Below are 25,516 nucleotides of genomic sequence, written 5' to 3'. Positions count from 1 at the left end.
AATTACAACAGCGACACCATGCCATTGCCATGCCTCTCGATTCGTCCCGCCAGATCCAGATCGAGCAGGATAAGCTGTACACGGCGAGGCTCGAGACCGGAGGCGCGCACCAGATCGTCCATCGCGACAGGAGAAGATCCTAGCAGGGCAACGAGGCGATTCTGGTCCTCGTCATCGGAGACCGGTGGTTCGAGTCGCGTGGCACGCGGCTCGCCTGGCGCACCGAAGTCGAAGTGGGATTGGTGCCGGCGAGCCGGCGCTGCGGGGGCCATCTCAAGAGCCACCAAGGGGGCTATCACCTCGAGCACGTCTCCCGCGTGGCGGACTAGCGTAGCTCCCTCACGGATGAGCTTGTTGCAGCCGTCGTGGCGCGGGTCGAGCGGCGAGCCGGGGACGGCCATCAGTTCCCGGCCCTGCTCGACGGCGAGGCGGGCGGTAATCAGGGATCCCGATTTCATCGCGGCCTCGATGACCACGACGCCAAGAGCGAGCCCGGAAACGATGCGGTTGCGTTTGGGGAAATCCCGCGCGGTTGCCACCCAGTCGAATGGCGCTTCGGAAATGACGGCCCCGGTGCCGACGATATCGCGGACCAGCCCTTCATGCTGTGGTGGATAGATCTTTCCGAGACCGCCGGCGACCACGGCTATCGTGCCGTGCCGAGAGGTGGCCTGGTGCACGGCCCTGTCGATGCCGCGCGCCAGCCCCGACACCACGGCGTAACCGGCGCTGGCGAGATGCGCCGCCAGTTCGGTGGCGAGGCGTTCGCCGATCGCCGAGGCGTTGCGGGCGCCGACGATCGCAATCATGGGCTTGGCGAGGACCTCCAGCGATCCCTGGAAGCCAATGACGGGTGGGGCCGAATCGATAGCCGCCAGGGCTTCGGGATAGTCCGGCTCGACCGTGGCCAGGAACCGGGCCCCGATCCTGTCCATGGCGGCACATTCACGCTCCAGACTGGCCTCGGAAGGCAGGCGAAGGGCTCTTCCGCTGCGCCTGGCGATATCGGGCAGGGCGTCGAGCACTGCGGCGGCGCTGCCATGGCTTTCGACAAGGCCCTTGAAACTGATCGGACCGATGCCTTCGCAGCGGATGAGTCGCAGCCAGTCCAGCCTTTCCCTTTCGGACAAAGGCCGGCGCCGGAAAGCGCTCACGCCTTCTTCCCGATCTTGCTTTCGGTTCCGTTGAGGAGGCGCCCGATATTGGCCCGGTGCATGATCCACAGCGTGATGGAAAGCAGGACGAAGAGGACGGCCTCGTTGCGATACCCCAACACCAGCAGCGCAATGGGGCTCAGCAGGCTCGCCGTCAGCGCCGAGGCCGAAGAGTATCTGGTGACGAAGGCAACGACCAGCCACGCCACCGCGAAGAAGATCGCCGCCGGCCAGGCGAAGGCGGCAAGCAGGCCGAGATAGGTGGCGACGCCCTTGCCTCCCTTGAACCTGAGCCAAACCGGAAAGATATGGCCGATGAAGGCAAAGAAGCCGGCGACCATGGCCGCGTCCACGCCCCAGAAGTAGCGGGCGAGAAGCACCGCGGCCGTGCCCTTTATGGCATCGAGCAGGAGTGTTGCGGCAGCAAGATCCTTGCGCCCGGTCCGCAGCACATTGGTGGTGCCGATGTTCCCCGAGCCGATGGACCGGATGTCACCCAGTCCCGCCGCACGGGTGAGTATCAGGCCGAAAGGGATGGAGCCGAGCAGATAGCCCAGCAATGCAGCTGCGATCAGGTCGACCATGGGGTTGGCTCTGTTGAGACAATCGGGACGCGGATTTCCATATCAGATCTGGTAGACGAGTCGGCCGGCAACGATGGTGCACGATACCTGCCCCTGCAGGCGCGCACCATCGAAGGGGGAATTCTTGCAGCGCGATCTCAGCCGGGCCGCGTCGAGTACGAAGGGCAGGTCGGGATCGAATACGACGAGGTCGGCCGGCGCGCCCTTGGCCAGGCGCCCTCCGGGCAGGCGCAGGATCTCGGCCGGGCGGGTCGAAACGGCCCGCAGGAGGGCCACCAGGTCGAGAGAACCGTCATGGACGAGACGGAGCCCCGCCGACAGCATGGTCTCCAGGCCGATGGCCCCATCGGCGCTTTCCGCGAAGGGCTGCCGCTTGGTCTCGACATCCTGCGGGTTGTGATCCGAGACGATGGCGTCGACGAGCCCATCCTTCACGGCTTGCACCAAGGCGATGCGGTCGTCCTCATGACGCAGGGGCGGGGACACCTTGCAGAACGTGCGGAAGGCGCCGATGTCGTTCTCGTTCAGGGTCACGTGATTGATCGACGTCGAAGCCGTCACCCTCAGGCCATCGCGTTTGGCCTTGCGCAGCACGTCGAGCGAGGCGCGGCAGGTGACGGTGGCCGCGTGATACCGTGCCCCCGTGAGCGCCACCAGGCGCATGTCGCGCTCCAGCAGCATCGCCTCCGCTTCAGCGGGAATGCCGGGCAGACCGAGACGGCTGGCAAATTCGCCTTCGTTCATCACGCCATCGCCAGCGAGATCGGCATCCTGCGTATGATGAATCACCAGGGCGTCGAAGTCCCGGGCGTAGGTCAGCGTGCGGCGCAGGACGCGGGCGTTCATCACGCTGCGGGCGCCGTCCGTGAAAGCCAGCGCCCCCGCTTCGCCCAGCAGGCCGATCTCGGTCATCTCCTGGCCCGCCAACCCCTTCGTGAGGGCGGCCATCGCATGGATGTGCACGATCGACGTATCGCGTGCCCGCCGCAGCACGAAGTCGACGATCGCGGGATCATCGATCGGTGGATGGGTCTCGGGCGTGCACACGACCGTGGTCACCCCACCCGCGGCTGCGGCCTGGGACGCGGTGGCGAGCGTTTCGCGATGCTCGGCGCCCGGCTCGCCCGTCACGGCGCGCATGTCGATCAGGCCGGGGGCCAGAACCTGGCCGCCGCAATCGACTGCCTGCACGTCGGATCCGGCGATGCCGCTGGTCACTCCGGGGCCAAGGTCGGCGATGACGCCATCCTTAACCAGCAGACCGCCGCGCATCTGCGTGCCGCCGGCCGGATCTGTGAGGAGGGCATTGACGAGGAGGAGAGGGGAGGCGTTGTTCATGGGGCATCCCCTCAGGCGTTGGGCAGGTTGCGAGCAAGTGCCTCGAGCACGGCCATGCGCACTGCAACGCCCGCCTCCACCTGTTCGCGGATGAGCGACTGGGCGCCGTCCGCCACGGCGGTGTCGATCTCGACGCCGCGATTCATGGGGCCGGGATGCATCACCAGCGCGTCTGGCTTGGCATATTTCAGCTTCTCCTCATCGAGGCCGAAATAGCGGAAGTACTCCTTGGTGGAGGGGATGAAGGCCCCTGCCATGCGTTCCCGCTGAAGGCGCAGCATCATTACGATATCGGCATTCTCGATGCCCTGCCTGATGTCCCTGAAGACCTCGACGCCGAAGCGATCGACTTCCGCGGGTAGGAGCGTGGAAGGCGCTATCAGCCGGATGCGGGCTCCCAGCGTGCCCAGCAGCAGGATGTTCGAACGGGCGACGCGGGAGTGCAGGATGTCTCCGCAGATCGCAACGGTCAGCCCCGCGATCCGGCCCTTGTGGCGCCGGATGGTCAGGGCATCGAGCAGCGCCTGGGTGGGGTGCTCATGCGCGCCGTCGCCGGCATTCACCACCGCGCAATCGACCTTGCGGGCGAGCAGGTGGACGGCGCCGGCCTGGCTGTGGCGGACCACGATCACATCGGGCCGCATGGCGTTGAGCGTTATCGCCGTGTCGATGAGCGTCTCCCCCTTCTTCACCGAGGAGGACGCCACCGACATGTTCATCACGTCCGCCCCGAGGCGCTTGCCCGCCAGTTCGAAGGAGGATTGCGTCCGCGTCGATGGCTCGAAGAACAGGTTGATCTGGGTTCGCCCGCGCAACGCGGACGATTTCTTTTCGATCTGCCGGTTGAAGGCAATGTGGTCGTCAGCCTCGTCGAGCAGGCTGAGAATGTCGCGCTCCGTCAGGCCTTCGATGCCGAGGAGGTGACGATGCGGATAGGTTGCTTCTGGCTTGGTCATCAAAGCCGACTTCATAGGCCGTGCCGAAGGCGGCAGCAAGGATTGAGATGCCGGGAGAGGGCTTTTCCACCCTCTTGACCGGACGCGGCTCTCCACCCGCCGATCCAATGGCAGCATCCCAAAGCACGACGGCCCCGGATTACTCGTCGCGATCGGAACGACGTCCCAACGATTCGACCTGGAAGCGGTGTCCTAATGAATGCGGGCGCCTTGCCTGCGCAGTTCCTTCTGGACGAGCGCGATATCGACATCGTTGAAGGACCGGCCCGTCCTGAGGGAAACCGCGGCGGCGGTTCCCGCTCCCTGGCCATCGACAGCGCAGCACATCATGTTACGCACTGCCGCATGCGAGATCTTGTCACCGCCGATGCTGCGTCCGGCCACGATGAGGTTGCCGATCTGCTTGGGCAGCATCGCCCGGTAGGGCAACTGGAAGTAGCGCCCGGTGGTAGGCAGGATCAGGATGCCGTAGCCATCGATGAATTCGGGGAATATGCCGATCGAATCCTCGAAACGCCCCTGTTCGCGCACGTCGGCACCGGTCATGTTGTACCAGGCGTCGATCTTCCTCGTGTCGCGGATGCCGATGGTCATGCCGAAATTGCGAAGCTTGGCGCCCTCGCAGCCCGGCATGTAGCGGCGGAGCGCGTCGACCGCCAGGATCGCCTGGCGTCGCCCCTCGATCTCGCCCGCCGTAAGATCATTCGGGTCGGTGCCGTCGCAGCCGGGCAGGTGCACGAGGTTGAGATAGGTGAGGTCGCCCTGGTCCGAGACAGTTCCCCAGGTGCCCGCGATCGTGGTGAGGCCCGCCGGGATCTCCCCGGCCTCCATCGCCTTCTTGAAGGGCTTGCGCAGGAAGGGGGAGAACATCGCGTCCTCCTTGCCGGTCGTCTCGATGCTCCACTCGCCGCTTTCCCAGTCCTTGTAGGTTTGCGGATCGGCCTTAACCGCATCCAGGAACCGGCGCTTGTCGACACCGCACATGGAGAACATCACGGAGGCGGCTTGCATCTCCTCCCGTGGCGTCTTGCAGGTCGGCGCGCCGGCCCGGTAGGCGATGTCGGCATCACCCGTGGCATCGACCACGCGCCGAGCCAGGATCGCCTCGCGCCCGGCCTTACTTTCCGTAACGACACCCTTGATGATCCCGTCCTCTACAATAGTGTCGACCACGAGGCGATGCAGCATGGGCCGGATACCGGCCTCCTGCACGAGCACATCGGCGACATATTTGAAGAGTTCCGCATCGAGCGCATGGCTGTCGGACTGGGGCTCGGGCTGCGAGGCGCCCATCGCCTTGGCGCGCTGCTCGAATTCGATGCCGATGCCTTCGCTGTCGATGGTCTTTTCATGCCTGTACCAGGCAAAGCCTTCGACGCCGACCTGCGTGATGTTGCCGCCGAAACAGCCGTTACGCTCCAGGAGCGTTGTCTCGACGCCGGCCCGAGCGCAGGCGAGAGCGGCCGCCAACCCCGCAGGGCCGCTGCCGACCACCAGCACATCGGTCTCGAGAATGACATCGATCTGACGCGCGGGTTCCGTGATCGTCTTCATATATCGTTGCCTTATCGCCCATAGCCCAGGCGATCGAGCGCGCCTTGCAGGATGAAGGATGCCGCCATTTTGTCGACGACTTCTGCTCTCCTGCGACGTGAAGCGTCGGCTTCAAGCAAGGTGCGGGTTACGGCGGCGGTCGAGAGGCGCTCATCCCATAGGGCGAGGGGCAGGTCGCTGAGGCGCCGGAGGTTGCGGGCAAAACTCTCCGAAGCCTGCGCGCGAGGGCCTCGGCTGCCATCCATGTTGAGGGGATAGCCGAGCACGAGTCCCCCGACATGATGCCGGGCCGCAATGGCGAGAAGCTGCTCGGCGTCGGCGGTGAACTTGGTGCGCCTGATCGTCTCGAGCGGCGTCGCGATGGTCAGCATGACGTCGGAGAGCGCAAGACCGATGGTCTTGGTGCCGAGATCGAGGCCCAGCAGCCGCTGTTCCTGCGGCAGATTTTCAGCGAGGTCGAAAAGATCGACGATCAAGGCGGAGACGCTCCTCAAAGGAGCCCATTTGCGCCATGCATCGCGTCTTGGCAATCAGGAAGAGCATGGGGGCCGGTGAGTGCGCACACCAAAAGGTGATGGCAGATCCCGATAGCATTTTGCCGCTCGTGCGGGGTATGCTTTCGCCATGGGACCGAGCGGTCCCACCCCTTCCTGCATTCCAAGGACATTTCAATATGCGTATTACCTGGCTGGGTCATGCGGCGTTCCGCGTCGAGTTCGATGACAGGGCTGTCCTTTTCGACCCGTTCCTGACCGGAAATCCTGCCTTTACGGGGGACCGGGCTGCAGTCAGCGCCGGCATCAGTCACATCCTGCTCACCCACGGCCATATCGACCATGTCGGCGACACCATCGAGCTTGCCAGGGAAACCGGCGCAACGGTCGTGTCCAACGCCGATCTCGTCACCTTCCTGGCCGGCAAAGGCGTTGAAAAGGTCGAAGCGATGAATACGGGGGGGACCATCGACCTGGGCGGGTTCACCGTCACGATGGTGCGCGCCGACCATTCCGCAAGCCTGATCGACAATGGAGTGAGCATCGCCGTCGGCAACGCCAACGGCCTCATCCTCAAAGCTCCGGGGCACCCCGCAGTCTACCATCTCGGCGATACCGACATCTTCTCCGATATGGCGCTCATCGCGGAACTGCATGAACCGAAGATCGGTCTGGTGCCGATCGGCGATCGCTACACCATGGGGCCGAAGGTGGCGGCACTTGCGGTGAAGCGCTACCTCAATCTCGATGTCGCCATCCCCAGCCACTACGCCACCTTCCCCGGGCTGGTTAGCAGTGCCGACACCTTCGTCGCTGATCTGGCTGGAAGCAGGACGAAAGTCCTGGCGCCCAAGCCGGGCGAAACCGTCGAGGTGTGACGAATTCCGGCGTGCCGGCCCAAGGATCGGCGCGCCGGCCGCAAGCCGGTGATCCCGGCAATCAGCGAAGGGTTGCACCCGCGAAGGCGTGCATGATAGACCGCGCCGTTCCGTTTTCGTGCACGATCCGAGGATTTCATGTCTGTCGATGCCGCCACGGTGAAGCGTATCGCGCATCTCGCGCGCATTGCTGTCGCCGATGAAGATGTTCCGCATTTGCAGGGCGAACTCAACGCCATCCTGGATTTCGTGGCGCAACTCAATGAAGTTGACGTCTCCGGCGTCGAGCCGATGACGTCGGTGACGCCCATGGTGATGAAGAAGCGGCAGGACGTGGTGACGGACGGTGATATCGCCGGGAAGATCGTCGCCAATGCTCCCGCCCGGGAAGACAATTATTTCCTCGTGCCGAAGGTCGTCGAGTAAGTCTCGCGCGGACCAGCCGATTTTCACGTGACCGGACACAGGGCCGGTCGGATGCCCAGATCTCCCGTTCAGGATCCATTCCGTGAGCCATATTACCGATCTAACCCTCGCTGAAATCCGCGACGGCCTGAAAGCGAAGTCGTTCACTTCGACAGAGGCGACCAAGGCCTATCTGGCCGCCATCGAGAAGGCCCGGAGCCTCAATGCCTATGTGTTGGAGACGCCGGATCAGGCGCTCGCCATGGCTGCCAAGGCCGACGCCCGGCTTGCGAAAGGTGACGCAGGACCGCTCGAAGGCGTGCCGCTTGGCGTCAAGGACCTGTTTGCCACCGAAGGCGTTCGCACCACCGCCTGCTCGCGCATCATCGACAACTTCGTTCCCACCTATGAATCGACCGTCACGAGCCAGCTATGGCGCGACGGTGCCGTCATGCTCGGCAAGATCAACAATGACGAGTTCGCCATGGGATCTTCGAACGAGACTTCGGCCTTCGGTCCGGTCGTCTCACCCTGGCTGCCGCCGAACTGGAGCGCCGAACAGGGCAGGGAGAAGCTGGCCGCCGCCCGCAGCGCGGGTAGCGTGCCCCGGGGCTTCCTCGTCCCCGGCGGTTCCTCGGGCGGCTCGGCTGCGGCCGTCGCCGCGCGTCTGTGCCCGGGAGCAACGGGCACCGATACCGGAGGCTCGATCCGTCAGCCGGCCGCGTTTACCGGCATAGCCGGCATAAAGCCGACCTATGGCCGCTGCTCGCGCTGGGGTATCGTCGCCTTTGCATCCTCGCTCGACCAGGCCGGTCCTTTCGCCCAGACCGTGCGCGATTGCGCCGTTCTGCTCAAATCCATGGCTGGACATGATCCGAAGGATACCACCTCCATGGATCTTCCCGTGCCGGATTACGAGGCTGCGATCGGCAAGTCGGTGAAGGGCAAGGTGATCGGCATCCCCAAGGAGTATCGCGTCGACGGCATGTCGGCCGAGATCGATGCCCTCTGGCAGAAGGGTATCGACTGGCTGCGCGATGCCGGCGCGGAGATCCGTGAAATCAGCCTCCCGCACACCAAATATGCCCTGCCGGCCTACTATATTGTCGCGCCTGCCGAGTGTTCCTCCAACCTCGCCCGCTACGACGGCGTCCGTTACGGTGAGCGGGTGGCTGCGATCACCAACCAGAAGCTCTCCGCCCTGGACAATCTCTACGAGAACACCCGGGCCGCAGGCTTCGGCAGCGAGGTGAAGCGTCGCATCCTCATCGGCACCTATGTGCTCTCGGCGGGCTATTACGACGCCTACTATGTCCGCGCGCAGAAGATCCGTACGCTGATCAAGCGCGATTTCGAACTCGCCTATGCGGATGGCGTCGATGCGATCCTGACGCCGGCCACCCCGTCGCCAGCATTCGGCATCGGCGAGAAGGCCGGCGCGGATCCGGTCGAGATGTACCTCAACGACGTGTTCACCGTGACCGTGAACATGGCCGGCCTGCCGGGCATCGCGGTTCCGGCCGGACTGTCGAGCGACGGTCTGCCCCTCGGCCTGCAACTTATCGGCCGTGCCTTCGACGAGGAGACGCTGTTCACGCTGGGCCATGCCATCGAGCAGGCCGCCGGGCCGCTTGGCCGGCCACAGACCTGGTGGGCCTGACCATGATCGAGGCGGAGAGGACGGCTGAAAAACTGTCAGATCTGCGCAAGGAGATCGATGCGATCGATGAAAAGCTCGTGCATCTCCTCGCCTCCCGCCTCAATGTGGTGCAACGGGTGGTCAAGGTGAAGGTTCGCGACGGCCTTCCCGCCAACATCCCCGAGCGGGTGGAGGAGGTCGTGGCCACCGCCCGCAGGCTTGCCGAGGCGGAGGGCCTGCCGCCGGAACTCGCGGAAGTGATCTGGCGCAACATGGTGTCCTGGATCATCGATTACGAGGACCGCCACCTCGCTCCCAAGGGAGCGAAGCGCGTTTGAACGCAGACGCTGCCTCGCTCCGCCCCCTCGTTTCGAAGTGTCCCGGATTGTTGACGGGACGTTCGAAGCGCGAAACGCCTTCAACGGGGCTAAACGGCCCATTCGATTTCAAACTATCTGAACCGGAGCCTAGATATGGACGCCACGGTCAACTCCAAGAAACTGATCAAGGGTGCCACGGGCGATTGGGAAGTGGTGGTGGGCATGGAAATCCATGCCCAGGTCACTTCGGATGCCAAGCTGTTCTCGGGCGCCTCGACCAAGTTCGGCGGCGAACCCAACAGCCACGTCTCGCTGGTCGACGCGGCAATGCCGGGCATGCTTCCCGTTATCAACGAGGAATGCGTTCGGCAGGCCATTCGCACCGGTCTCGGCCTCAAGGCGCAGATCAACCTTAAGTCCGTGTTCGACCGCAAGAACTACTTTTATGCGGACCTGCCGCAGGGCTACCAGATCTCGCAGTACAAGCAGCCGATCGTGGGCGAAGGCACCGTGATCGTCGAGGTTCCGGAAAGCGGGGAAACGCTCAGCGTCGGGATCGAGCGCCTGCATCTCGAGCAGGATGCCGGCAAGTCGATGCATGTGGGCGATGTCTCGCTGGTCGACCTCAACCGCTCAGGCGTCGCGCTGATGGAGATCGTGTCCCGGCCGGACTTGCGCTCTGCCGACGAGGCGCGCGCCTATGTCTCGAAGCTGCGGACCATCCTGCGTTATCTCGGCACCTGCGACGGCGACATGGACAAGGGTAACCTGCGCGCCGACGTGAACGTTTCCGTTCGCCGGCCCGGCGAGCCCTTCGGAACGCGTTGCGAGATCAAGAACGTCAACTCGATCCGTTTCATCGGCCAGGCCGTCGAGGTGGAAGCTCGCCGCCAGATCGGCGTTCTAGAGGATGGCGGAGCGATCGACCAGGAGACCCGCCTCTACGATCCCAACAAGGGCGAGACGCGCTCCATGCGCTCCAAGGAAGAAGCGCACGACTACCGCTACTTTCCGGATCCCGACCTGCTGCCGCTCGAATTCAACCAGGCCTACGTGGATGATCTCGCGCAGTATCTGCCGGAGCTTCCGGATCCGAAAAAGGCGCGTTTCATCAGCCAGTACGGACTGTCGTCCTATGATGCCGGCGTGCTGACCGCCGAGCGCGAATCGGCCGACTTTTTCGAGGAGGTCGCCAAGGGACGGGACGGCAAGAGCGCCGCCAACTGGGTGATCAACGAGTTGTTCGGGCGCCTCAACAAGGAGGGCAAGGACATCACGATCTCGCCGGTCTCGGCTACCCAGCTTGGCGCCATCGTCGATCTGATCGGCGAGAACGTCATTTCGGGCAAGATCGCCAAGGATCTGTTCGAGATCGTCTGGACCGAAGGCGGTGATCCGCGCGCCGTCGTGGAAGCCCGCGGCATGAAGCAGGTCACAGACACCGGAGCGATCGAAGCCGCGGTCGATGCCGTGATCGCCGCCAACCCTGACAAGGTGGAGCAGGTCAAGGCCAAGCCGACCATGCTCGGCTGGTTCGTGGGGCAGGTGATGAAGCAGACCGGCGGCAAGGCGAACCCGCAGGCGGTGAACGACCTCCTCAAGGCCAAGCTCGGGCTGTGAGCCGACTAAGTGGCGGTCTCCAACCGCCATTTTCCCTTGCCGCCCTCATGACGCCAGGGGAGCGATGTCTGTGAATGCAGGTCCAGGATCTACTGCCGTAGCCAGTTCACGGAGCGGCAGATAAGGCCTCCCAGGACACATCCGGCCGTCGTCAGTCTGTCGCCATTCAGGGTCATCGTGCCGGTATAGGTCTTGCCGTCCTCGGGGTTGAAGGCCTTGCCCTTCCACTTGTTTTCCCCCGCGGAGACCATGTCGTAGAAGACACGCTTGCCCACGCCGGCCTGATCGTCCGGATCCTTGACCCAGGTCACCGAGCCGCACAGAGCCTCGCCGCAGGGAGCGATGCTGACCTTCGATTCGCCATTGTCCCGCAGCCATGTACCGGTCACATCGCCGGCCTCCGCCTCACCGACGAGCAAGAGGCTTGAAAAAACAGCCACAAGAATCTGATTGATTGAGATTTTCACGTGCGCAACTCCAAGAATCGGCGCGCTGCGATATCGCCGGGCACACCGAGTGAGCTGATCATTTTCCAAAGCGACCAAATCCGCAAATGTCGCGTCGCGGTCCTCGAAGAGAGCGCCTTCGCTTATTCACTGCCCGTTTTACGGGCATGCTTGTTTTGAAGGCGGTTTGCTCTTGCTGACGAAGCGGCGACTGGCTAAGTTGTAGGCATAGAGGAGTCCTGCATTTATGGTAGGCAATGAACGGGCCGCACCGGCTGCCAAGCAGACATCTCTGCGGCTGGGCGCGGTTGAATTGGCCAATCCGGTTATCCTTGCGCCCATGTCGGGCGTGACCGACGCTGCATTGCGCCGCATCGCGCGCCGCTGCGGCGCCGGCCTCGTCGTTTCGGAGATGGTGGCGAGCGACAGGCTCGCGGCGGGTGACGAGGAGGCGCGGCTGCGGGCCGAGGCACCGGGAGAAGGGCCTCACGTCGTTCAACTCGCGGGCTGCGAGGCGCGCTGGATGGGAGAGGCCGCGCGCGTTGCGGTCGATTCGGGCGCCGATGTCATCGATATCAACATGGGCTGCCCCGCCAAGCGGGTGACCGGCGGTTGGTCCGGCTCCGCGTTGATGCGCGACCTCGAACACGCCCTCACTTTGATCGATGCCACCGTGGCCGCGGTGCAGGTGCCGGTGACCGTGAAGATGCGCCTTGGCTGGGATCATGACAGCCTCAACGCTCCGCAACTCGCCAGGATGGCGGAAAATGCCGGGGCGGCGATGATCATCGTCCACGGCCGTACCCGCATGCAGTTCTACAAGGGCATCGCAAACTGGGGTGCCATCAGGGCGGTCAAGCAGGCCGTCTCCATCCCGGTGGTCGCGAATGGCGATTGCGGCAGTCTTACCGATGCCCTGGTCATGCTCGGCCAGTCGGGCGCCGATGCCGTCATGGTGGGGCGCGCCGCACAGGGGCGGCCCTGGCTGCCCGGGCATATCGCTCGCGAATTGAAGGCGGGGCATGTGCTGCCCATTCCGTCAGCGGGCGTCCAGAAGGATCTCTCGCTCGAACACTACGACGGCCTTCTGGCGCTCTACGGCCGCAAGCAAGGCGTCCGCCACGCCCGCAAGCACCTGGCATCGGCCATGGATGCGGCTCAGGCCTATTTCGGCGGCGGAGATGATGGATTGCGTGAACAGGTTCTTACCAGTGAGGAGCCCTCCCAGGTGACGGCGAGTTTTTCTGCCTTTTTTGCAAGTCTTGAACGGATGGCAGCATGACGGCTCTGGCAAGACACATGCCCAATCATGAGGCCGTGCTAAACGCCTTGCCCCATGCCATCCTGTCCGTGGACGGGCAGGGCAGGGTGGTGGACGCGAATACGGCGGCGGAAGCTTTCTTCGATATCAGCGCGCCCGTGATGCGGCGCAACTTCCTCAAGGATCTCCTGCCGTTCGGGTCTCCTCTGCTGGCGCTCATCGAACAGGTCCGCGAGCGCAACGCCCCCGTCAACGAATACCGTGTCGATCTCGGTTCCCCGCGGCTCGGTGGCGAGCGTCCGGTCGACATTCAGGTCGCGCCCATGCAGGACCAAGCCGGCGGCGTCGTGATCATGCTGCAGGAGCGGACTATCGCGGACAAGATGGACCGGCAACTGACCCATCGCGGCGCTGCGCGATCGGTCACCGCGCTTGCCGCCATGCTGGCCCACGAGATCAAGAATCCGCTTTCCGGCATTCGCGGGGCGGCTCAGTTGCTGGAGCAGTCCGTCGACGATCCGGACCGTGCCCTGACGCAATTGATCTGCGACGAGGCCGACCGCATCGTGAAGCTGGTCGATCGCATGGAGGTCTTCTCCGACGAACGCCCGGTCGCCCGCAGCCCGGTCAACATTCATGTCGTGCTCGAACACGTGAAGAAGCTGGCCCAATCCGGCTTTGCGCGGAAGATCAAGTTCGTCGAGGACTATGATCCCTCCCTGCCGCCGGTGCACGCCAACAAGGACCAATTGATCCAGGTCATCCTGAACCTCGTCAAGAATGCAGCCGAGGCGATCGACGGCAATCCGGAGGGCGAGATCATCCTCACCACCGGCTTCAAGCCCGGCGTGCGCCTCTCGGTGCCGGGCTCCGCCTCGCGCGTGAGCCTGCCCATCGAAGTGTGCATCAAGGACAACGGGCCGGGAGTGGCGCCGGATCTCCTGCCTTATCTCTTCGATCCCTTCGTCACCACCAAGACCAGCGGCACCGGCCTCGGCCTTGCCCTGGTGGCCAAGATCGTTGGCGATCATGGCGGCATCGTCGAATGCGAAAGCCAGAACAAGCGCACCGTCTTCCGTATCCTCCTCCCCATGTATCGCTCAGACCGCAGCGCATAGCGCATAGGAAATACCAGTATGCAGGCAGGCTCTATTCTCGTAGCCGATGACGACGCAGCCATCCGGACCGTGCTCAACCAGGCCCTGTCTCGTGCCGGCTACGAAGTGCGCTCCACCGGCAATGCCACCACGCTCTGGCGCTGGGTGAGCCAGGGCGAGGGCGATCTCGTCATCACGGACGTGGTGATGCCGGACGAGAATGCCTTCGACATGCTGCCGCGCATCAAGAAACTACGGCCCGAACTCCCGGTCGTCGTGATGAGCGCCCAGAACACGCTGATGACGGCGATCCGGGCCTCCGAGAAGGGTGCCTATGACTATCTGCCCAAGCCCTTCGACCTGAAGGAATTGATCGCCATCGTCGGGCGTGCGCTCAGCGAGCCCAAGGGCAAGCCTGCAGCCCGTTCGAGCGACGAAGCCGAGAACATGCCGCTCGTCGGACGCTCGGCTGCGATGCAGGAAATCTATCGCGTGCTCGCCCGCCTGATGCAGACGGACCTGACCGTGATGATCTCAGGCGAATCCGGCACGGGCAAGGAACTCGTCGCCCGGGCGCTCCACGATTATGGCAAGCGCCGCAGCGGCGCCTTCGTCGCGATCAACATGGCGGCGATCCCGCGCGATCTCATCGAGTCCGAACTCTTCGGTCACGAGAAGGGCGCCTTCACGGGCGCCAACACCCGTTCTGTCGGCCGCTTCGAGCAGGCCGAGGGCGGTACGCTCTTCCTCGACGAAATCGGCGACATGCCCATGGAGGCACAGACCCGCCTCCTGCGCGTGCTCCAGCAGGGCGAATACACCACTGTCGGCGGCCGTACGCCCATCAAGACCGACGTGCGTATCGTCGCCGCCACCAACAAGGATCTGCGCGTTCTGATCCAGCAGGGACTCTTCCGCGAGGACCTGTTCTTCCGCCTCAACGTCGTGCCGCTGCGCCTGCCGCCGCTGCGCGAACGCGCAGAAGACGTGCCGGACCTCGCGCGCCATTTCTTCAAGCTGGTGGAGCGCGAGGGCCTGCCCCCCAAGCATCTCGACGCCTCGGCGGTAGAACGCCTCAAGCGCCATCGCTGGCCCGGCAATGTTCGCGAACTCGAAAATCTGGTGCGCCGACTTTCCGCACTCTATCCGCAGGAAACACTGACCGCAGCCATCATCGAACAGGAACTCGCAACGTCCGAAACGATGCCGCTCGAATCGGAAAGTCCGGCGGACGAGACCCTGTCGGCCTCGGTCGAGCGTCACATGACCCGCTATTTCGGCAAGTTCGGCGAGGATCTGCCGCCGCCGGGACTCTACCATCGCATTCTTCGGGACATCGAGGAGCCCCTCATCGGTGCCGCTTTGGCCGCCACCAGGGGCAACCAGATCAAGGCGGCAGAGTTGCTGGGCGTCAACCGCAACACACTGCGCAAGAAGATCCGGGATCTCGATATCCAGGTGATTCGCTCGATCCGCTAACCGGTGGGGCATTAGCCGTTCGGCAGGCTCTGCCTTCTCGCCATCCACAGGCATATCGCTTCAAACCGGTATGCAAGCACCGGTTGCAGGTACTTTCGCGGCGCATTCTCGGCGGGCGGCCTTGATTCTGTTACAATTCGGCAACAGTGTTGCAGGAATCACTCAGCGCGCCGAAAGGAAACGGAGGCGCCAGGTGCGTCTTATTGTGCAGGCAGGCGCGGAGCAGCTTCAGCATGGCGGCAGAAGACAAGGCTGAAACATCGGCGTCTGAAGCCGTCGGCATGCCGGCAAGGCGTCTGGGTCTGCTTGGCTTCGGTCTCGTCATCCTTTCAGTTGCTTCGGCCATCGGCACGTTCTTCGTGCTCGTTGACGTCGAGCCGATCTCGTCCTTGCTGAAGAACCTCGTGGCCCGGTCGCGCTTTTGGTTGGGTTTCGATGCGGCGCCTTTGCCGCCCACGACCGATGCCGCCTACAGCAATGCCGTGGACGCGCTCTTCATCGTGAACGCCTCCTTCATCGTGGCCCTGCTGGTGCTTTTGGCGGTCGAAGCCGGCAATCTGATCGCAGCGCGGCGCCGTGGCCAGGCCGGTGCTGCATTGCACATGCGGGTGATCGGCCTGTTTTCGGTCGTGTCGGCCGTCCCGGTGCTGCTGCTCGCGACCGTCGCCATCATCTCGCTCGACAGGGGGCTAGACAATCTGTTCTCGACCCGCGTGAGCAACATCGTCCAAACCTCCGTGGCAGTTGCGAATTCCTACCAGGACGAGCAGGCCCAGCAGCTTCGTTTCGCCGGTCTCTCCATGGCGGCGGACCTCAACAAATATTCGCCGCTCTATTCCGCTGACCGGGCGCAGTTCCAGCAACTGATGGATATGCTTGCCGTCAACTACAGCCTGTCGAGCGCGATGATCCTCACGCGCGAGGGGCGGGTCACGGACCAGTCCTACATTCCCGGCAGCCTGCCGTTCTTCCTGCCGCCGAAGCTCTATCCCGCCCTTGCTACCGCCGATACGCAGCCGAGCGTTCGCATCGATCCGGGCACCAAGAATGTCATGGGCCAGGTGCTGAAGCTTTCGGCCTACGACAACCGCTACCTCTTCATCATCCGCCCCTTTGATCCCAAGATCGCCGAGTATATCCGGCAGACCAGCGAGGATTCGGCTCGGTTCGAAGACCTGAAGGCCACCCGCTTCCCGACCCAGGTCAATTTTGCGCTGCTCTACGCCATCATCGCTCTCAACATGCTCCTGGCGGCGATCTGGATAGGCCTCTCCTTTGCCAACCGCCTCGTGGAGCCGATTCGCAGGCTGATCGGAGCAGCCGACCAGGTCGCAGGCGGCAACCTCAATGTTCATGTGCCCGTGACAACAGGCTCGGGGGATCTCGGCAAACTGGGGGATACCTTCAACAACATGACCGATACGCTGCGTACCCAGCGCAACGACCTGCTCGGCGCCAATGACCTGCTCGACAGCCGCCGGCGCTTCATCGAGGCCGTGTTGTCGGGCGTCTCCACGGGAGTGATCGGCATCGACGACGAGGGCCGGATCACCGTGGTCAATCCGCTGGCAAGCCAATGGATCAAGTCGCGCCAAACGCCTGTCGGCCGGCCGCTTGCCGAGTTGATGCCTGAATTGTCGACCTATCTCAACGATGCCCTGCACACGCGTTCGCGGCTGGTGCAGGGACAGATCACCATCAATCGCGACGGACGCGAGCGCAACGTCACGGTGCGCGTCACCAGCGAGCAATCGACGATGCGTGAACACGGCTATGTGGTGACGCTCGACGACATCACGGAACTGGTGGTGGCACAGCGCAGTTCAGCCTGGGCGGATGTTGCCCGCCGTATCGCCCATGAGATCAAGAATCCGCTGACGCCTATCCAGCTTTCGGCGGAGCGCATCCGCCGGAAATACGGCAAGGTGATCGTCGAGGATCGCGAGGTCTTCGATCAGTGCACCGATACCATCGTGCGGCAGGTCGACGACATCAAGCGCATGGTGGACGAATTCTCCTCCTTCGCGCGCATGCCTAAGCCTTCGATCGAGAGCGAGGACTTCGGCGACATGGTGAAGCAGGTCGTCTTCATGATGCGCATAGGCTATCCGGACATCACCTTCACCTATGACCCGCCCTCCGAGCCCGTCATTGCGCGCTTCGATCGGCGCCTGCTTTCCCAGGCCGTGACCAATATCGTCAAGAATGCCACGGAGGCGATCGCTGGCATGCCCGAAGACCACAAGGAACCGGGGCAGGTAGCCGTCTCCGTGATGCGCAGCGGATCGAACATCGCCGTGCAGGTGATCGACAACGGCATCGGCCTGCCGAAGGAGAATCGGCAGAAGCTGCTGGAGCCCTATGTCACCACCCGCGAGAAAGGCACGGGGCTCGGTCTCGCCATCGTCGGCAAGATCATGGAGGAACACGGCGGCGGCATCGAGCTTCTGGACGCGCCCTCCGTGGCGGATGGCGGCCACGGTGCGATGATGCGCCTTTGGTTCCCAGCCGAGCAGTCCGTGAAGAGCGAGGCCGCGCAATGAGTTTTAACGGCTTTCGGCTGCACCAGTTATTTCAACCGCATGATTTTCACGATGTGTCCGGCCAGGTTTCCTTGCCTGCCGGAGCCTTCCTTTTGAGCAGGGGCTAGAGAATGGCGACGGATATTCTGATCGTTGACGACGAGGCCGATATTCGAGAGCTCGTGGCCGGCATTCTGGAGGACGAAGGTCACGGTGCCCGCACCGCCAAGGATGCAGACGACGCGCTGGCCGCGATAGCGCAGCGCCGGCCCCAGCTGATCTTTCTCGACATCTGGATGCAGGGCTCCCGGCTCGACGGCCTGCAGTTGCTGGAAGTCCTGAAGGCGGAACATCCGGAAGTGCCGGTGGTGATGATCTCCGGCCATGGCAATATCGAGACGGCGGTCGCGGCCATCAAGATCGGCGCCTACGACTTCATCGAGAAGCCGTTCAAGGCGGACCGGCTCGTCCTGGTCGCCGACCGAGCGCTCGAGACCTGGCGTCTACGCCGCGAGGTCACACAGCTCAGGCAGATCTCCGGCAGTTCCTCGAAGATGATCGGCCGGTCCTCCGCCATGAACCAGCTACGCCAGATCATCGAGAAATCCGCTCCGACCAACAGCCGCGTGCTGATTGCCGGACCGCCAGGGTCGGGCAAGGAGTTGACAGCTCGCAGCATCCATCAGGCTTCGGCCAGGGCCAATGGCCCCTTTGTCGTGCTGAACTCGGCATCCATCACGCCGGAGACCATGGAAACGGAGCTTTTCGGTGTCGAGGGCGGCGATGGGCGCACGCGCAAGATCGGCGCTTTCGAGGAAGCGCATGGCGGCACGCTCTTCTTCGACGAGATCGCCGACTTGCCGCGCGAGACGCAGGGCAAGATCCTGCGTGTCCTGATCGACCAGAGCTTCACGCGCGTGGGCGGCGCCACCAAGGTACACGTCGACGTGCGTATCATTACCTCGACCTCACGTGACCTTACCGAGGAGGTCGCCGACGGCCGTTTCCGCGAGGATCTGTTGCATCGGCTCTCCGTGGTGCCGATCCGTGTGCCCGGCCTGTCGGAGCGCCGGGAGGACATTCCCGAATTGGTGGACTATTTCCAGGGCCAGATCGCTGCGGCCACCGGCCTGTCGCGTCGTGTGGTGGGGCCTGACGCCATGGCCGTGCTGCAATCGCATGAATGGCCGGGCAATGTGCGCCAGCTGCGCAACAATATTGAGCGGCTGATGATTCTGGTCGGCGGGGACCCCGATGCCACCATCACGGCCGAGATGCTGCCGCCCGAGATCGGCGCGCTGATGCCGACGCGTCCCAATGGGCAGGGCGGCGAACAGCTGATGGGGCTCCAGTTGCGCGATGCCCGCGAATTGTTCGAACGGGAGTATCTGATTGCCCAGATCAATCGCTTCGGCGGCAATATTTCGCGAACCGCCGAATTCGTGGGCATGGAGCGCTCGGCCCTGCATCGCAAACTGAAGTCGCTTGGCGTAGGCGCCTGAATATCACGGCGTGTCGCCAATGAGCGGCACGAACCTTACGGGCCCGAGGTCCTGCGTCGTGAAGCTGTCCGGTCCGGTCCTGAGCAGGTACAGGAGTGCTTGCTTGGATGCCGGACCGACGGGCATGACGAGGCGGCCGCCCGGCGCAAGCTGTTCCTTGAGGCGAGGGGGAATTTCCGGGCCGCCGGCGGAGACGATGATGGCGTCGAAGGAGAGGTGTTCCGGCCATCCTTTGGTACCGTCCCCGCAGCGCAGGTCCACATTCTCGCAACCAAGCCGCTCCAGCCGCTTGACGGCCTCGCGGGCGAGCGAGGCGGAACGTTCGAGTGCGCAGACCCGTCCCGCCATGCGGCTCAGCAATGCCGACACATAGCCCGATCCGGCGCCGACCTCCAGGACGAGATCCTCGCGTCCGATATCCGCGGCATCCAGCATCAGGGCGACGACGAAAGGCTGCGAAATGGTCTGTCCCTGGCCTATGGGCAAGGGCGAGTCCTCATAGGCGCGAGAGCCGAGTTCCTCATCCACGAAGAACTCGCGTGGCACATGTCGCATCGCCTCCAGAACCGCGGCGTTGCGTATGCCGCGAGCCGCGACCTGCCTCTCCACCATTCGCTTGCGTGCGCCGATGAAGTCCGTTTGATCAGGCACGATCCCGTCCTGCTGTTGCGTACACGCCACCCTGTACCGCAGTGAAACGACAACACCTCACGGTGCTCCTCGCTCCCTACGGAAGCAAGACCAGGACCGTCGATGCCTCAGGCGGGCTCCTGCCGCCCCCTCGCGGGTTGCTGCAACCGCGACAAGCTCTCGATCAGGTTACGATCGTGCAGCGCCACGAAGCGCTCCTTCGGGTTGAGCCATTTCGCCGCTTCCTCGATCGAAGCAGCCTCCGCTATCTTGGCTTGCGCCATCACGCGGTCCTGTTCGAAGCGGCCGCGCTCGCGCCCGTGCGCGACAGGCAGCATCATCTCGTGGAGCGCCCGGAAAGCGGCATCGTGATAGACCACCTCGATGGCATCGTCGTCATCCTCGCCGGCCGCCGCGAGCTCCTGGCTGAGCGCGTTGGCGCGAGTCGCCACCTCGGGCGGGCTGCTTTCCTCGGGCGTCGCCAGAACACCATGGCGCCGCAGCCAAAGGCCGATGCTGAGCTGACCGGAAGCCCAGGACAGCGGAATTGCAAGCAGGAGGCCGATGATCGTGGGTGACATCCAAGTGAACAGATAAGGCGAGATCACATAGGCGGCCACGCCGGCGAACAGGCCGAGAATGGTGTGCGAGCGATGCCGCTTCACGATATCGCCGAAGGGAATCGAACCGTCGTCGCGGCGCTGCGGCTTCCAGCCGGAATCGCGGCCGACCAGGATCTCGAACACCGATCCCGATTGAATCAGCATCATGACCGGCGCCAGCAGGGCCGAGAGGACGATCTCGAGAATCACCGAGAGCACCAGGCGGATTCCCCCGCCGCTCGCCTTCCTGTTCGGGGCGTCGAGCAGCATGATGATCATGCCGAAAAATTTGGGTGCGAGCAGGATGCCCATCGTGCCGCCGAACAGGGCGAGGGCGAGCTCGGCATTGAATACGGGCCACGTCGGGAACAGGGAGAACTCGTCGGTGAAATATTCGCGGCGGATGAAGTGCGCCTGCAGGGCGATGGTCAGGCCGACCAGCAGCTGCATCAGCCAGAGCGGACTGGCGAGATAGGAGAAGATCCCGTTTGCGAAATGCTGGCGCGTACAGGGGTGGAACCCCTTGGCGCCCATCACGCGCACGTGTTGCAGGTTGCCCTGGCACCACCGGCGATCGCGGGCCGACAGGTCTATCAACGAGGGCGGGCTCTCCTCATAGGAGCCGGTGACGTCGTTGAGCATGTAGACCGCATAGCCCGCGCGGCGGACGAGCGCCGCTTCAACGAAGTCATGGCTCAGGATATGCCCACCGAAAGGAGGTTTGCCCGAAAGGTCCGGCATGCCGCAATGGGCCGCGAAGGCCTTGGTGCGGATGATGGCATTGTGGCCCCAATAGTTGCCGTCGTGCCCCATCCAGAGCGACAATCCCTCGGCGATCACCGGCCCGTAGATACGGGCGGCGAATTGCTGGATACGCGCGAACAGCGTGTTGCGATTGATGATCAGCGGCAAGGTCTGGATGATGCCGGCGTCGGGATCACGCTCCATAGCGGCGGCGAGCTGGGTGACAGCGCCGCCGGTCATCAGGCTGTCGGCATCCAGCACCAGCATATGATCGTAGGAGCCGCCCCAGCGTGACACCCAATCCGCGATGTTGCCGGCCTTGCGATTGGTGTTGCGCTGGCGATGCCGATACCAGATCGCGACATCCGGACCGAGACGCTTGCGCATGGACACGAAGGCGCGTTCCTCCGCGATCCACACATTCGGATCCGTGGTGTCGGAGACGAAGAAATACTCGAAGGCCTTGCCGAGCCCGGTCTGTTCGACCGACTCGATGATGGCCTGCATCGCACCGAAAACCCGGCTCGGCGCCTCGTTGTAGATCGGCATGAGCACCGCGGTACGGGTCGTCAGTTCCTGTGGGAGCGGCTGGGTGATGCGCCGATGGAAAAGCAGGTAGACGAAACCGGCGATGGCGGCCGTAAAGGCGAGAGCGATCCAGGAAAAGTTGAGGACGAAAAGGCACACCAGTGCCCACTCCAGCAAGGTGACGCCGCCGACCTCGACCACCTTGTACATCTCCCAGGCGCCGAAGGCCGTGAGCACCAGCATGCCGCCGAAGACGAACAGGCGAATGGCCCAGGAGCCGTGGTGCAGCGCCGGATGTATCCAGGAGCGTTCCTCCGATCGAGACCACTTCGACAGCGACTGCGTCGGCATCGAGAGCGGATTCTCCAAAGGCATGGCAGGCCGGGTGTCGGGCCTTCCCTGCGAGAGAGCCGGTGTGCCTGCGCCGGTTTGATCCGCTACGGTGTCCATCGATAAAGCCACGTCTCACTCACAGGCTTGCCGTCCTTCATCAGGACGGCCCGCATTTCAGAATAGGTCTCGCTGCTCGGGTCCAGCCCGAACGTGAGACGTCCGATGCGCCGGTCCGTATCGAGAGTCAAACTCACATCGCTGAGTTTTCCTGGATTGGCGGAGATATCCGGCGTTACGCCGTTGAGATTATCGGGCTTCGCGAAAAGGTCACCCTGAAAATCGATCACGAACATGCGGCGCTTCTCGCCGAGGGCGCCGATGCGGGTGGCATGGGCGATGGCCATCTGGGGCTGCTCGGGCGGCGTCCAGCACCAGGTGGTGCGATAGTTGAAGGGATATTCTTGTCCGGCTTCCAAGGGATTCTTGGGGCGCCAATAGGTGATGATGTTGTCGTGGATCTCGGCGTCGGTGGGGATCTCGACGAGTTGGATGGAACCTTCTCCCCAATCGCCGCTGGGGGTGATCCAGACGCTCGGCTGGGTTTCGTAGCGATGCCGGCTGTCCTCGAAATCAGCCGGATCGCGATCGCGCTGGAGCAGGCCGAATCCCTTTGGCGTCTTGTCGACGAAAGCCGAGATCTGCAGCGTCTCCGGATTTTGCAGAGGGCGCCAGATCCATTCGCCGCCGCCGGAGAGCATCTGCAGGCCGGACGAGGCATGGACAGCCACGCGGACGTCATCGACGCCCTTGTGGTCGTTGGTGCCGAACAGATACATCGAGTTCAACGGGGCAATGCCCACATGGTCGATTTTCACACGCGGGTAGATCGTGCATTCCACGTCGATGGTGGTGCTGTCGCCCGGATGCAGGGTCAGCTTGAACGCGCCCGTTGCCGTTTCCGAATCAAGCAGGGCATGGACCACCAGATTTTGGGCGTTTTGTGCCGGCCGCTCGATCCAGAAGGCGCGGAAGAAGGGGAATTCCTCGCCCGTGGCCTCGCCGGTATTCACAGCCAGGCCGCGCGCCACGGCGCCATAGACCTGATTCTTGGCGATGGCGCGGAAATAGCTCGCGCCCTGGAAGATGGCGAAATCGTCGTAGCGATCGGGCGCATCGATCGGTGACTTCAAGCGGAAGCCCGAAAATCCCAGCTTTGAATCGGCGGCCGGGGGGGCGATCTTGCCGAAATCGAACATATCCGGCTCGTAGGGCACTATGAGCACGCGCCCATCCTCGACCGTGAAGAGGTCGACCGGCGCCGAATAGATGAAGCCCCGGTGCAGCGGCTCTATTACGAAACCGCGGTGGTCCATGCTCCAGATCGCCCGATCCGGGCGGAAGCGGATCGACACATACTGTTCGTAGTCCAGATTCTGGAGCGCCGAAGGCAGGGTCGGATCCGGCGCCTGATAGCTGTTCTTCGCGAGATTCTTGGCGTACTCGAGCAATTTATCGCGAGAAAAAACCTCGCCTTCCTTCAAGCCGGGGGCGTCGATCGCTGCCATCGCATGATAGGGAGAGGCCAGTACGCCGGCCGCAATGGTGGCTAATGTCAAAAAGTCGCGTCTGTTCATGGGCTTCATAACGCGCTTTCGGAACGCGCAGTGCGGGTGAGAGGGGTTGTGACGTCCCTTCGAAGGAAGTGCGGTCGCAGGTCACCATAGGTGATACGGTGACAGCCAACAACTGCTGGACGCAATTGTTCCGACACCCCCACGCCAATCAAGGACCTGCTTGCGCTCCATCAGCCGAAGAATCGTGACCGCCTCATGATGGCCGCAAGGAACTTTCCATTTTCTTTTCGTAAGGGTTTACTCGCCACGATTTTCGGTGCTGGGAAATGCTTGCATGACGTGCCGGGCTTCCCAATAAGAGCCATTCAACATCACCTCTGCAATTTCCGGATCATTCCATGTCGAGACCCACCCTCGCTGTAATCCTCGCCGCCGGCGAAGGAACCCGCATGAAGTCATCCCTGTCCAAGGTCCTGCACGCGGTCGCGGGCAGACCCATGCTCGCCCATGTGCTTGCGAGCGTGCGCGCTGCAGGCATCAGGGATGCCGCAGTAGTCGTCGGGCCTGGACGCGAGGATGTCGCCGAGGTAGCCCGCAAGAGCTTTCCGGGTTGCTCCGTGTTCACGCAGGCCGAACGCAAGGGCACCGGCCACGCCGTGCTGGCAGCCCGCGAAGCGCTTGAAGGCGGCAAGGATGTCATCGTGCTCTATGCCGACACTCCATTGGTGCAGAGCCGGTCCATCCAGGCGCTGAAGGCGGCGCTGGAGGAGGGCGCGCATGTCGCCGTGCTGGGTTTCCACACCGCCAATCCCACGGGCTATGGCCGCCTGGTGATCGAGGACGGCGCGCTCGCCCGCATCGTCGAGGAGAAGGATGCGACGGCGGACCAGAAGGTGATCGGCTTTTGCAATGGCGGCCTGATGGCTTTGCGCGGCGAGACCAGCCTGTCGCTGCTCGATGCCATCGGCAACGCCAACGCCAAGGGCGAATATTATCTCACCGATGCCGCCGAGATCGCTCATGGACGCGGTCTCAAGGCCGTGGCGCGTCTGATCGCGGAGGAAGAGGTGCAGGGGGTCAACGACCGAGCCCAACTCGCCGCGGCCGAGGCCGTCATGCAGACCCGCCTGCGCACAGCGGCCATGAAGGAGGGCGTGACGCTGGTCGCACCCGACACCGTGTTCTTTTCCTACGATACCGTCATCGGCAATGATGTCGTCGTCGAACCCAATTGCTGGTTCGGGCCAGGCGTAATCGTCGAATCCGGTGCGGTGATCCACGCCTTCTCGCATCTGGAAGGCGCGCGGGTGGCCTCTGGTGCCTCGGTCGGGCCCTTCGCGCGCCTGCGGCCCGGCGCCGATCTGGGAAGAGACGTCAAGGTCGGCAATTTCGTGGAGATCAAGGCCGCCCAGGTCGAGGAAGGCGCCAAGATCAGCCATCTCAGCTATATCGGCGATGCCCGCGTCGGAGCCGAGGCCAATATCGGCGCCGGTACCATCACTTGCAACTACGATGGCTATCTCAAGCATAGGACCGATATCGGAGCGGGGGCTTTCATCGGCTCCAATTCGGCTCTGGTGGCGCCCGTGAAGGTGGGTGACAACGCCAATGTCGGCGCTGGTTCCGTGATCACACGCGACGTCGCCGCTGATGCGCTCGCCGTTGCACGCGGCCGCCAGATCGAGATCGCCGGGTGGGCCAAAAACTACCGGGCGGCCAAGAAGGCGGAGAAAGCAGCAAAGGCCAAAAGGTGAGGCGAAGGGGTTCGCCTCACTGCCGGCTCTTCTTTCTGCTTGTTTCGTTGACTTTCGCCACTGCTTGCTGCCACTACGGGCTCGAATTACCGCGGGCTTCAA

General features: G+C 63.5%; 21 protein-coding genes. 11 read left to right on the top strand and 10 right to left on the bottom strand.

From position 1 onward, the window contains the following. Positions 1-2: 2 nt before the first annotated feature. The 6 genes from dprA to ruvX form a co-directional block, all read right to left on the bottom strand. Positions 3-1,154: a DNA-processing protein DprA gene (gene dprA, locus AC6H34_RS24335; RefSeq protein ID WP_497540507.1), complete on the bottom strand. Its 1,152-nt coding sequence runs from the start codon at positions 1,152-1,154 to the stop codon at positions 3-5. Next, on the bottom strand, positions 1,151-1,738 hold the full coding sequence (plsY, locus tag AC6H34_RS24330) for a glycerol-3-phosphate 1-O-acyltransferase PlsY (protein WP_497540506.1): 588 nt from the start codon (positions 1,736-1,738) through the stop codon (positions 1,151-1,153). Before plsY ends, dprA begins: the two co-directional genes overlap by 4 nt. Before the next feature lie 42 nt (positions 1,739-1,780). Further along, positions 1,781-3,076: a dihydroorotase gene (locus tag AC6H34_RS24325; protein WP_448147527.1), complete on the bottom strand. Its 1,296-nt coding sequence runs from the start codon at positions 3,074-3,076 to the stop codon at positions 1,781-1,783. Positions 3,077-3,087: 11 nt separating this feature from the next. Then, the gene (locus tag AC6H34_RS24320; RefSeq protein WP_497540505.1) at positions 3,088-4,032 is read right to left on the bottom strand and encodes an aspartate carbamoyltransferase catalytic subunit; all 945 of its coding nucleotides are present in this window, start codon (positions 4,030-4,032) and stop codon (positions 3,088-3,090) included. A gap of 192 nt (positions 4,033-4,224) precedes the next feature. Then, on the bottom strand, positions 4,225-5,586 hold the full coding sequence (locus AC6H34_RS24315) for an FAD-dependent oxidoreductase (RefSeq protein WP_497540504.1): 1,362 nt from the start codon (positions 5,584-5,586) through the stop codon (positions 4,225-4,227). An 11-nt stretch (positions 5,587-5,597) separates the two neighbouring features. Further along, a complete protein-coding gene (ruvX, locus tag AC6H34_RS24310; protein ID WP_497540503.1) occupies positions 5,598-6,062 on the bottom strand; it encodes a Holliday junction resolvase RuvX in 465 nt (154 codons plus the stop codon). 197 nt (positions 6,063-6,259) lie between these two features. Here ruvX and AC6H34_RS24305 point away from each other — a divergent pair, with 197 nt between their 5' ends. The 5 genes from AC6H34_RS24305 to gatB all read left to right on the top strand — a co-directional run bounded on the left by AC6H34_RS24305 (position 6,260) and on the right by gatB (position 10,942). After that, a complete protein-coding gene (locus AC6H34_RS24305; protein WP_497540502.1) occupies positions 6,260-6,958 on the top strand; it encodes a metal-dependent hydrolase in 699 nt (232 codons plus the stop codon). 138 nt (positions 6,959-7,096) lie between these two features. Continuing rightward, positions 7,097-7,384, top strand: a complete 288-nt coding sequence (gene gatC / locus AC6H34_RS24300; protein ID WP_448147522.1) for an Asp-tRNA(Asn)/Glu-tRNA(Gln) amidotransferase subunit GatC — start codon at positions 7,097-7,099, stop codon at positions 7,382-7,384. A gap of 82 nt (positions 7,385-7,466) precedes the next feature. Further along, entirely contained in the window at positions 7,467-9,023 is a 1,557-nt protein-coding gene (locus tag AC6H34_RS24295) for an amidase family protein (protein ID WP_497540501.1), read from the top strand. 2 nt (positions 9,024-9,025) lie between these two features. Further along, complete coding sequence (locus tag AC6H34_RS24290) at positions 9,026-9,340, top strand: chorismate mutase (RefSeq protein WP_448147520.1); 315 nt, start codon at positions 9,026-9,028, stop codon at positions 9,338-9,340. Between the two features lie 135 nt (positions 9,341-9,475). Continuing rightward, on the top strand, positions 9,476-10,942 hold the full coding sequence (gene gatB, locus AC6H34_RS24285) for an Asp-tRNA(Asn)/Glu-tRNA(Gln) amidotransferase subunit GatB (protein WP_497540500.1): 1,467 nt from the start codon (positions 9,476-9,478) through the stop codon (positions 10,940-10,942). A gap of 89 nt (positions 10,943-11,031) precedes the next feature. Here gatB and AC6H34_RS24280 read toward each other — a convergent pair whose 3' ends face one another. Next, positions 11,032-11,331, bottom strand: a complete 300-nt coding sequence (locus tag AC6H34_RS24280) for a DUF2147 domain-containing protein (RefSeq protein WP_448147518.1) — start codon at positions 11,329-11,331, stop codon at positions 11,032-11,034. Between the two features lie 304 nt (positions 11,332-11,635). Here AC6H34_RS24280 and dusB point away from each other — a divergent pair, with 304 nt between their 5' ends. The 5 genes from dusB (at position 11,636) to ntrX (ending at position 19,249) form a co-directional block, all read left to right on the top strand. Then, the gene (gene dusB, locus AC6H34_RS24275) at positions 11,636-12,670 is read left to right on the top strand and encodes a tRNA dihydrouridine synthase DusB (RefSeq protein WP_448147517.1); all 1,035 of its coding nucleotides are present in this window, start codon (positions 11,636-11,638) and stop codon (positions 12,668-12,670) included. Continuing rightward, a complete protein-coding gene (locus AC6H34_RS24270) occupies positions 12,667-13,767 on the top strand; it encodes a two-component system sensor histidine kinase NtrB (protein WP_448147516.1) in 1,101 nt (366 codons plus the stop codon). The genes dusB and AC6H34_RS24270 overlap by 4 nt, the downstream gene beginning before the upstream one ends. Before the next feature lie 18 nt (positions 13,768-13,785). Continuing rightward, the gene (gene ntrC / locus AC6H34_RS24265; RefSeq protein ID WP_448147515.1) at positions 13,786-15,225 is read left to right on the top strand and encodes a nitrogen regulation protein NR(I); all 1,440 of its coding nucleotides are present in this window, start codon (positions 13,786-13,788) and stop codon (positions 15,223-15,225) included. Positions 15,226-15,458: 233 nt separating this feature from the next. Then, entirely contained in the window at positions 15,459-17,768 is a 2,310-nt protein-coding gene (locus AC6H34_RS24260; protein ID WP_497540499.1) for a sensor histidine kinase NtrY-like, read from the top strand. A gap of 110 nt (positions 17,769-17,878) precedes the next feature. Then, positions 17,879-19,249 carry a nitrogen assimilation response regulator NtrX gene (gene ntrX, locus AC6H34_RS24255; RefSeq protein ID WP_448147513.1) on the top strand — a complete coding sequence of 457 codons (1,371 nt, stop codon included), beginning with the start codon at positions 17,879-17,881 and terminating at the stop codon, positions 19,247-19,249. A 3-nt stretch (positions 19,250-19,252) separates the two neighbouring features. Here the strand turns inward: ntrX and AC6H34_RS24250 are convergent, their stop codons facing one another. The 3 genes from AC6H34_RS24250 to AC6H34_RS24240 all read right to left on the bottom strand — a co-directional run bounded on the left by AC6H34_RS24250 (position 19,253) and on the right by AC6H34_RS24240 (position 23,720). Next, entirely contained in the window at positions 19,253-19,900 is a 648-nt protein-coding gene (locus AC6H34_RS24250; protein WP_497540498.1) for a protein-L-isoaspartate(D-aspartate) O-methyltransferase, read from the bottom strand. A 107-nt stretch (positions 19,901-20,007) separates the two neighbouring features. After that, complete coding sequence (gene mdoH, locus AC6H34_RS24245) at positions 20,008-22,203, bottom strand: glucans biosynthesis glucosyltransferase MdoH (protein WP_497540497.1); 2,196 nt, start codon at positions 22,201-22,203, stop codon at positions 20,008-20,010. After that, positions 22,191-23,720 carry an OpgD/OpgG family glucan biosynthesis protein gene (locus AC6H34_RS24240; RefSeq protein WP_448147510.1) on the bottom strand — a complete coding sequence of 510 codons (1,530 nt, stop codon included), beginning with the start codon at positions 23,718-23,720 and terminating at the stop codon, positions 22,191-22,193. Before AC6H34_RS24240 ends, mdoH begins: the two co-directional genes overlap by 13 nt. A gap of 338 nt (positions 23,721-24,058) precedes the next feature. Here AC6H34_RS24240 and glmU point away from each other — a divergent pair, with 338 nt between their 5' ends. Next, positions 24,059-25,414, top strand: a complete 1,356-nt coding sequence (glmU, locus tag AC6H34_RS24235; RefSeq protein ID WP_497540496.1) for a bifunctional UDP-N-acetylglucosamine diphosphorylase/glucosamine-1-phosphate N-acetyltransferase GlmU — start codon at positions 24,059-24,061, stop codon at positions 25,412-25,414. The last annotated feature ends 102 nt before the right edge of the window (positions 25,415-25,516 follow it).

The organism is Labrys sp. ALF-8 (assembly GCF_059699065.1).
Note: the sequence above shows the minus strand (reverse complement) of the source record. Positions and strands in the feature narration are given on the sequence as shown.

Bases quoted from the DNA above. Each gene is read 5' to 3' on its own strand.
- plsY (WP_497540506.1), bottom strand. From the start codon at position 1,738: ATGGTCGACCTGATCGCAGCTGCATTGCTGGGCTATCTGCTCGGCTCC.
- AC6H34_RS24325 (WP_448147527.1), bottom strand. From the start codon at position 3,076: ATGAACAACGCCTCCCCTCTCCTCCTCGTCAATGCCCTCCTCACAGAT.
- AC6H34_RS24320 (WP_497540505.1), bottom strand. From the start codon at position 4,032: ATGACCAAGCCAGAAGCAACCTATCCGCATCGTCACCTCCTCGGCATC.
- AC6H34_RS24315 (WP_497540504.1), bottom strand. From the start codon at position 5,586: ATGAAGACGATCACGGAACCCGCGCGTCAGATCGATGTCATTCTCGAG.
- AC6H34_RS24305 (WP_497540502.1), top strand. From the start codon at position 6,260: ATGCGTATTACCTGGCTGGGTCATGCGGCGTTCCGCGTCGAGTTCGAT.
- gatC (WP_448147522.1), top strand. From the start codon at position 7,097: ATGTCTGTCGATGCCGCCACGGTGAAGCGTATCGCGCATCTCGCGCGC.
- AC6H34_RS24290 (WP_448147520.1), top strand. From the start codon at position 9,026: ATGATCGAGGCGGAGAGGACGGCTGAAAAACTGTCAGATCTGCGCAAG.
- gatB (WP_497540500.1), top strand. From the start codon at position 9,476: ATGGACGCCACGGTCAACTCCAAGAAACTGATCAAGGGTGCCACGGGC.
- dusB (WP_448147517.1), top strand. From the start codon at position 11,636: ATGGTAGGCAATGAACGGGCCGCACCGGCTGCCAAGCAGACATCTCTG.
- AC6H34_RS24270 (WP_448147516.1), top strand. From the start codon at position 12,667: ATGACGGCTCTGGCAAGACACATGCCCAATCATGAGGCCGTGCTAAAC.
- ntrC (WP_448147515.1), top strand. From the start codon at position 13,786: ATGCAGGCAGGCTCTATTCTCGTAGCCGATGACGACGCAGCCATCCGG.
- AC6H34_RS24260 (WP_497540499.1), top strand. From the start codon at position 15,459: ATGGCGGCAGAAGACAAGGCTGAAACATCGGCGTCTGAAGCCGTCGGC.
- ntrX (WP_448147513.1), top strand. From the start codon at position 17,879: ATGGCGACGGATATTCTGATCGTTGACGACGAGGCCGATATTCGAGAG.
- mdoH (WP_497540497.1), bottom strand. From the start codon at position 22,203: ATGGACACCGTAGCGGATCAAACCGGCGCAGGCACACCGGCTCTCTCG.
- AC6H34_RS24240 (WP_448147510.1), bottom strand. From the start codon at position 23,720: ATGAACAGACGCGACTTTTTGACATTAGCCACCATTGCGGCCGGCGTA.
- glmU (WP_497540496.1), top strand. From the start codon at position 24,059: ATGTCGAGACCCACCCTCGCTGTAATCCTCGCCGCCGGCGAAGGAACC.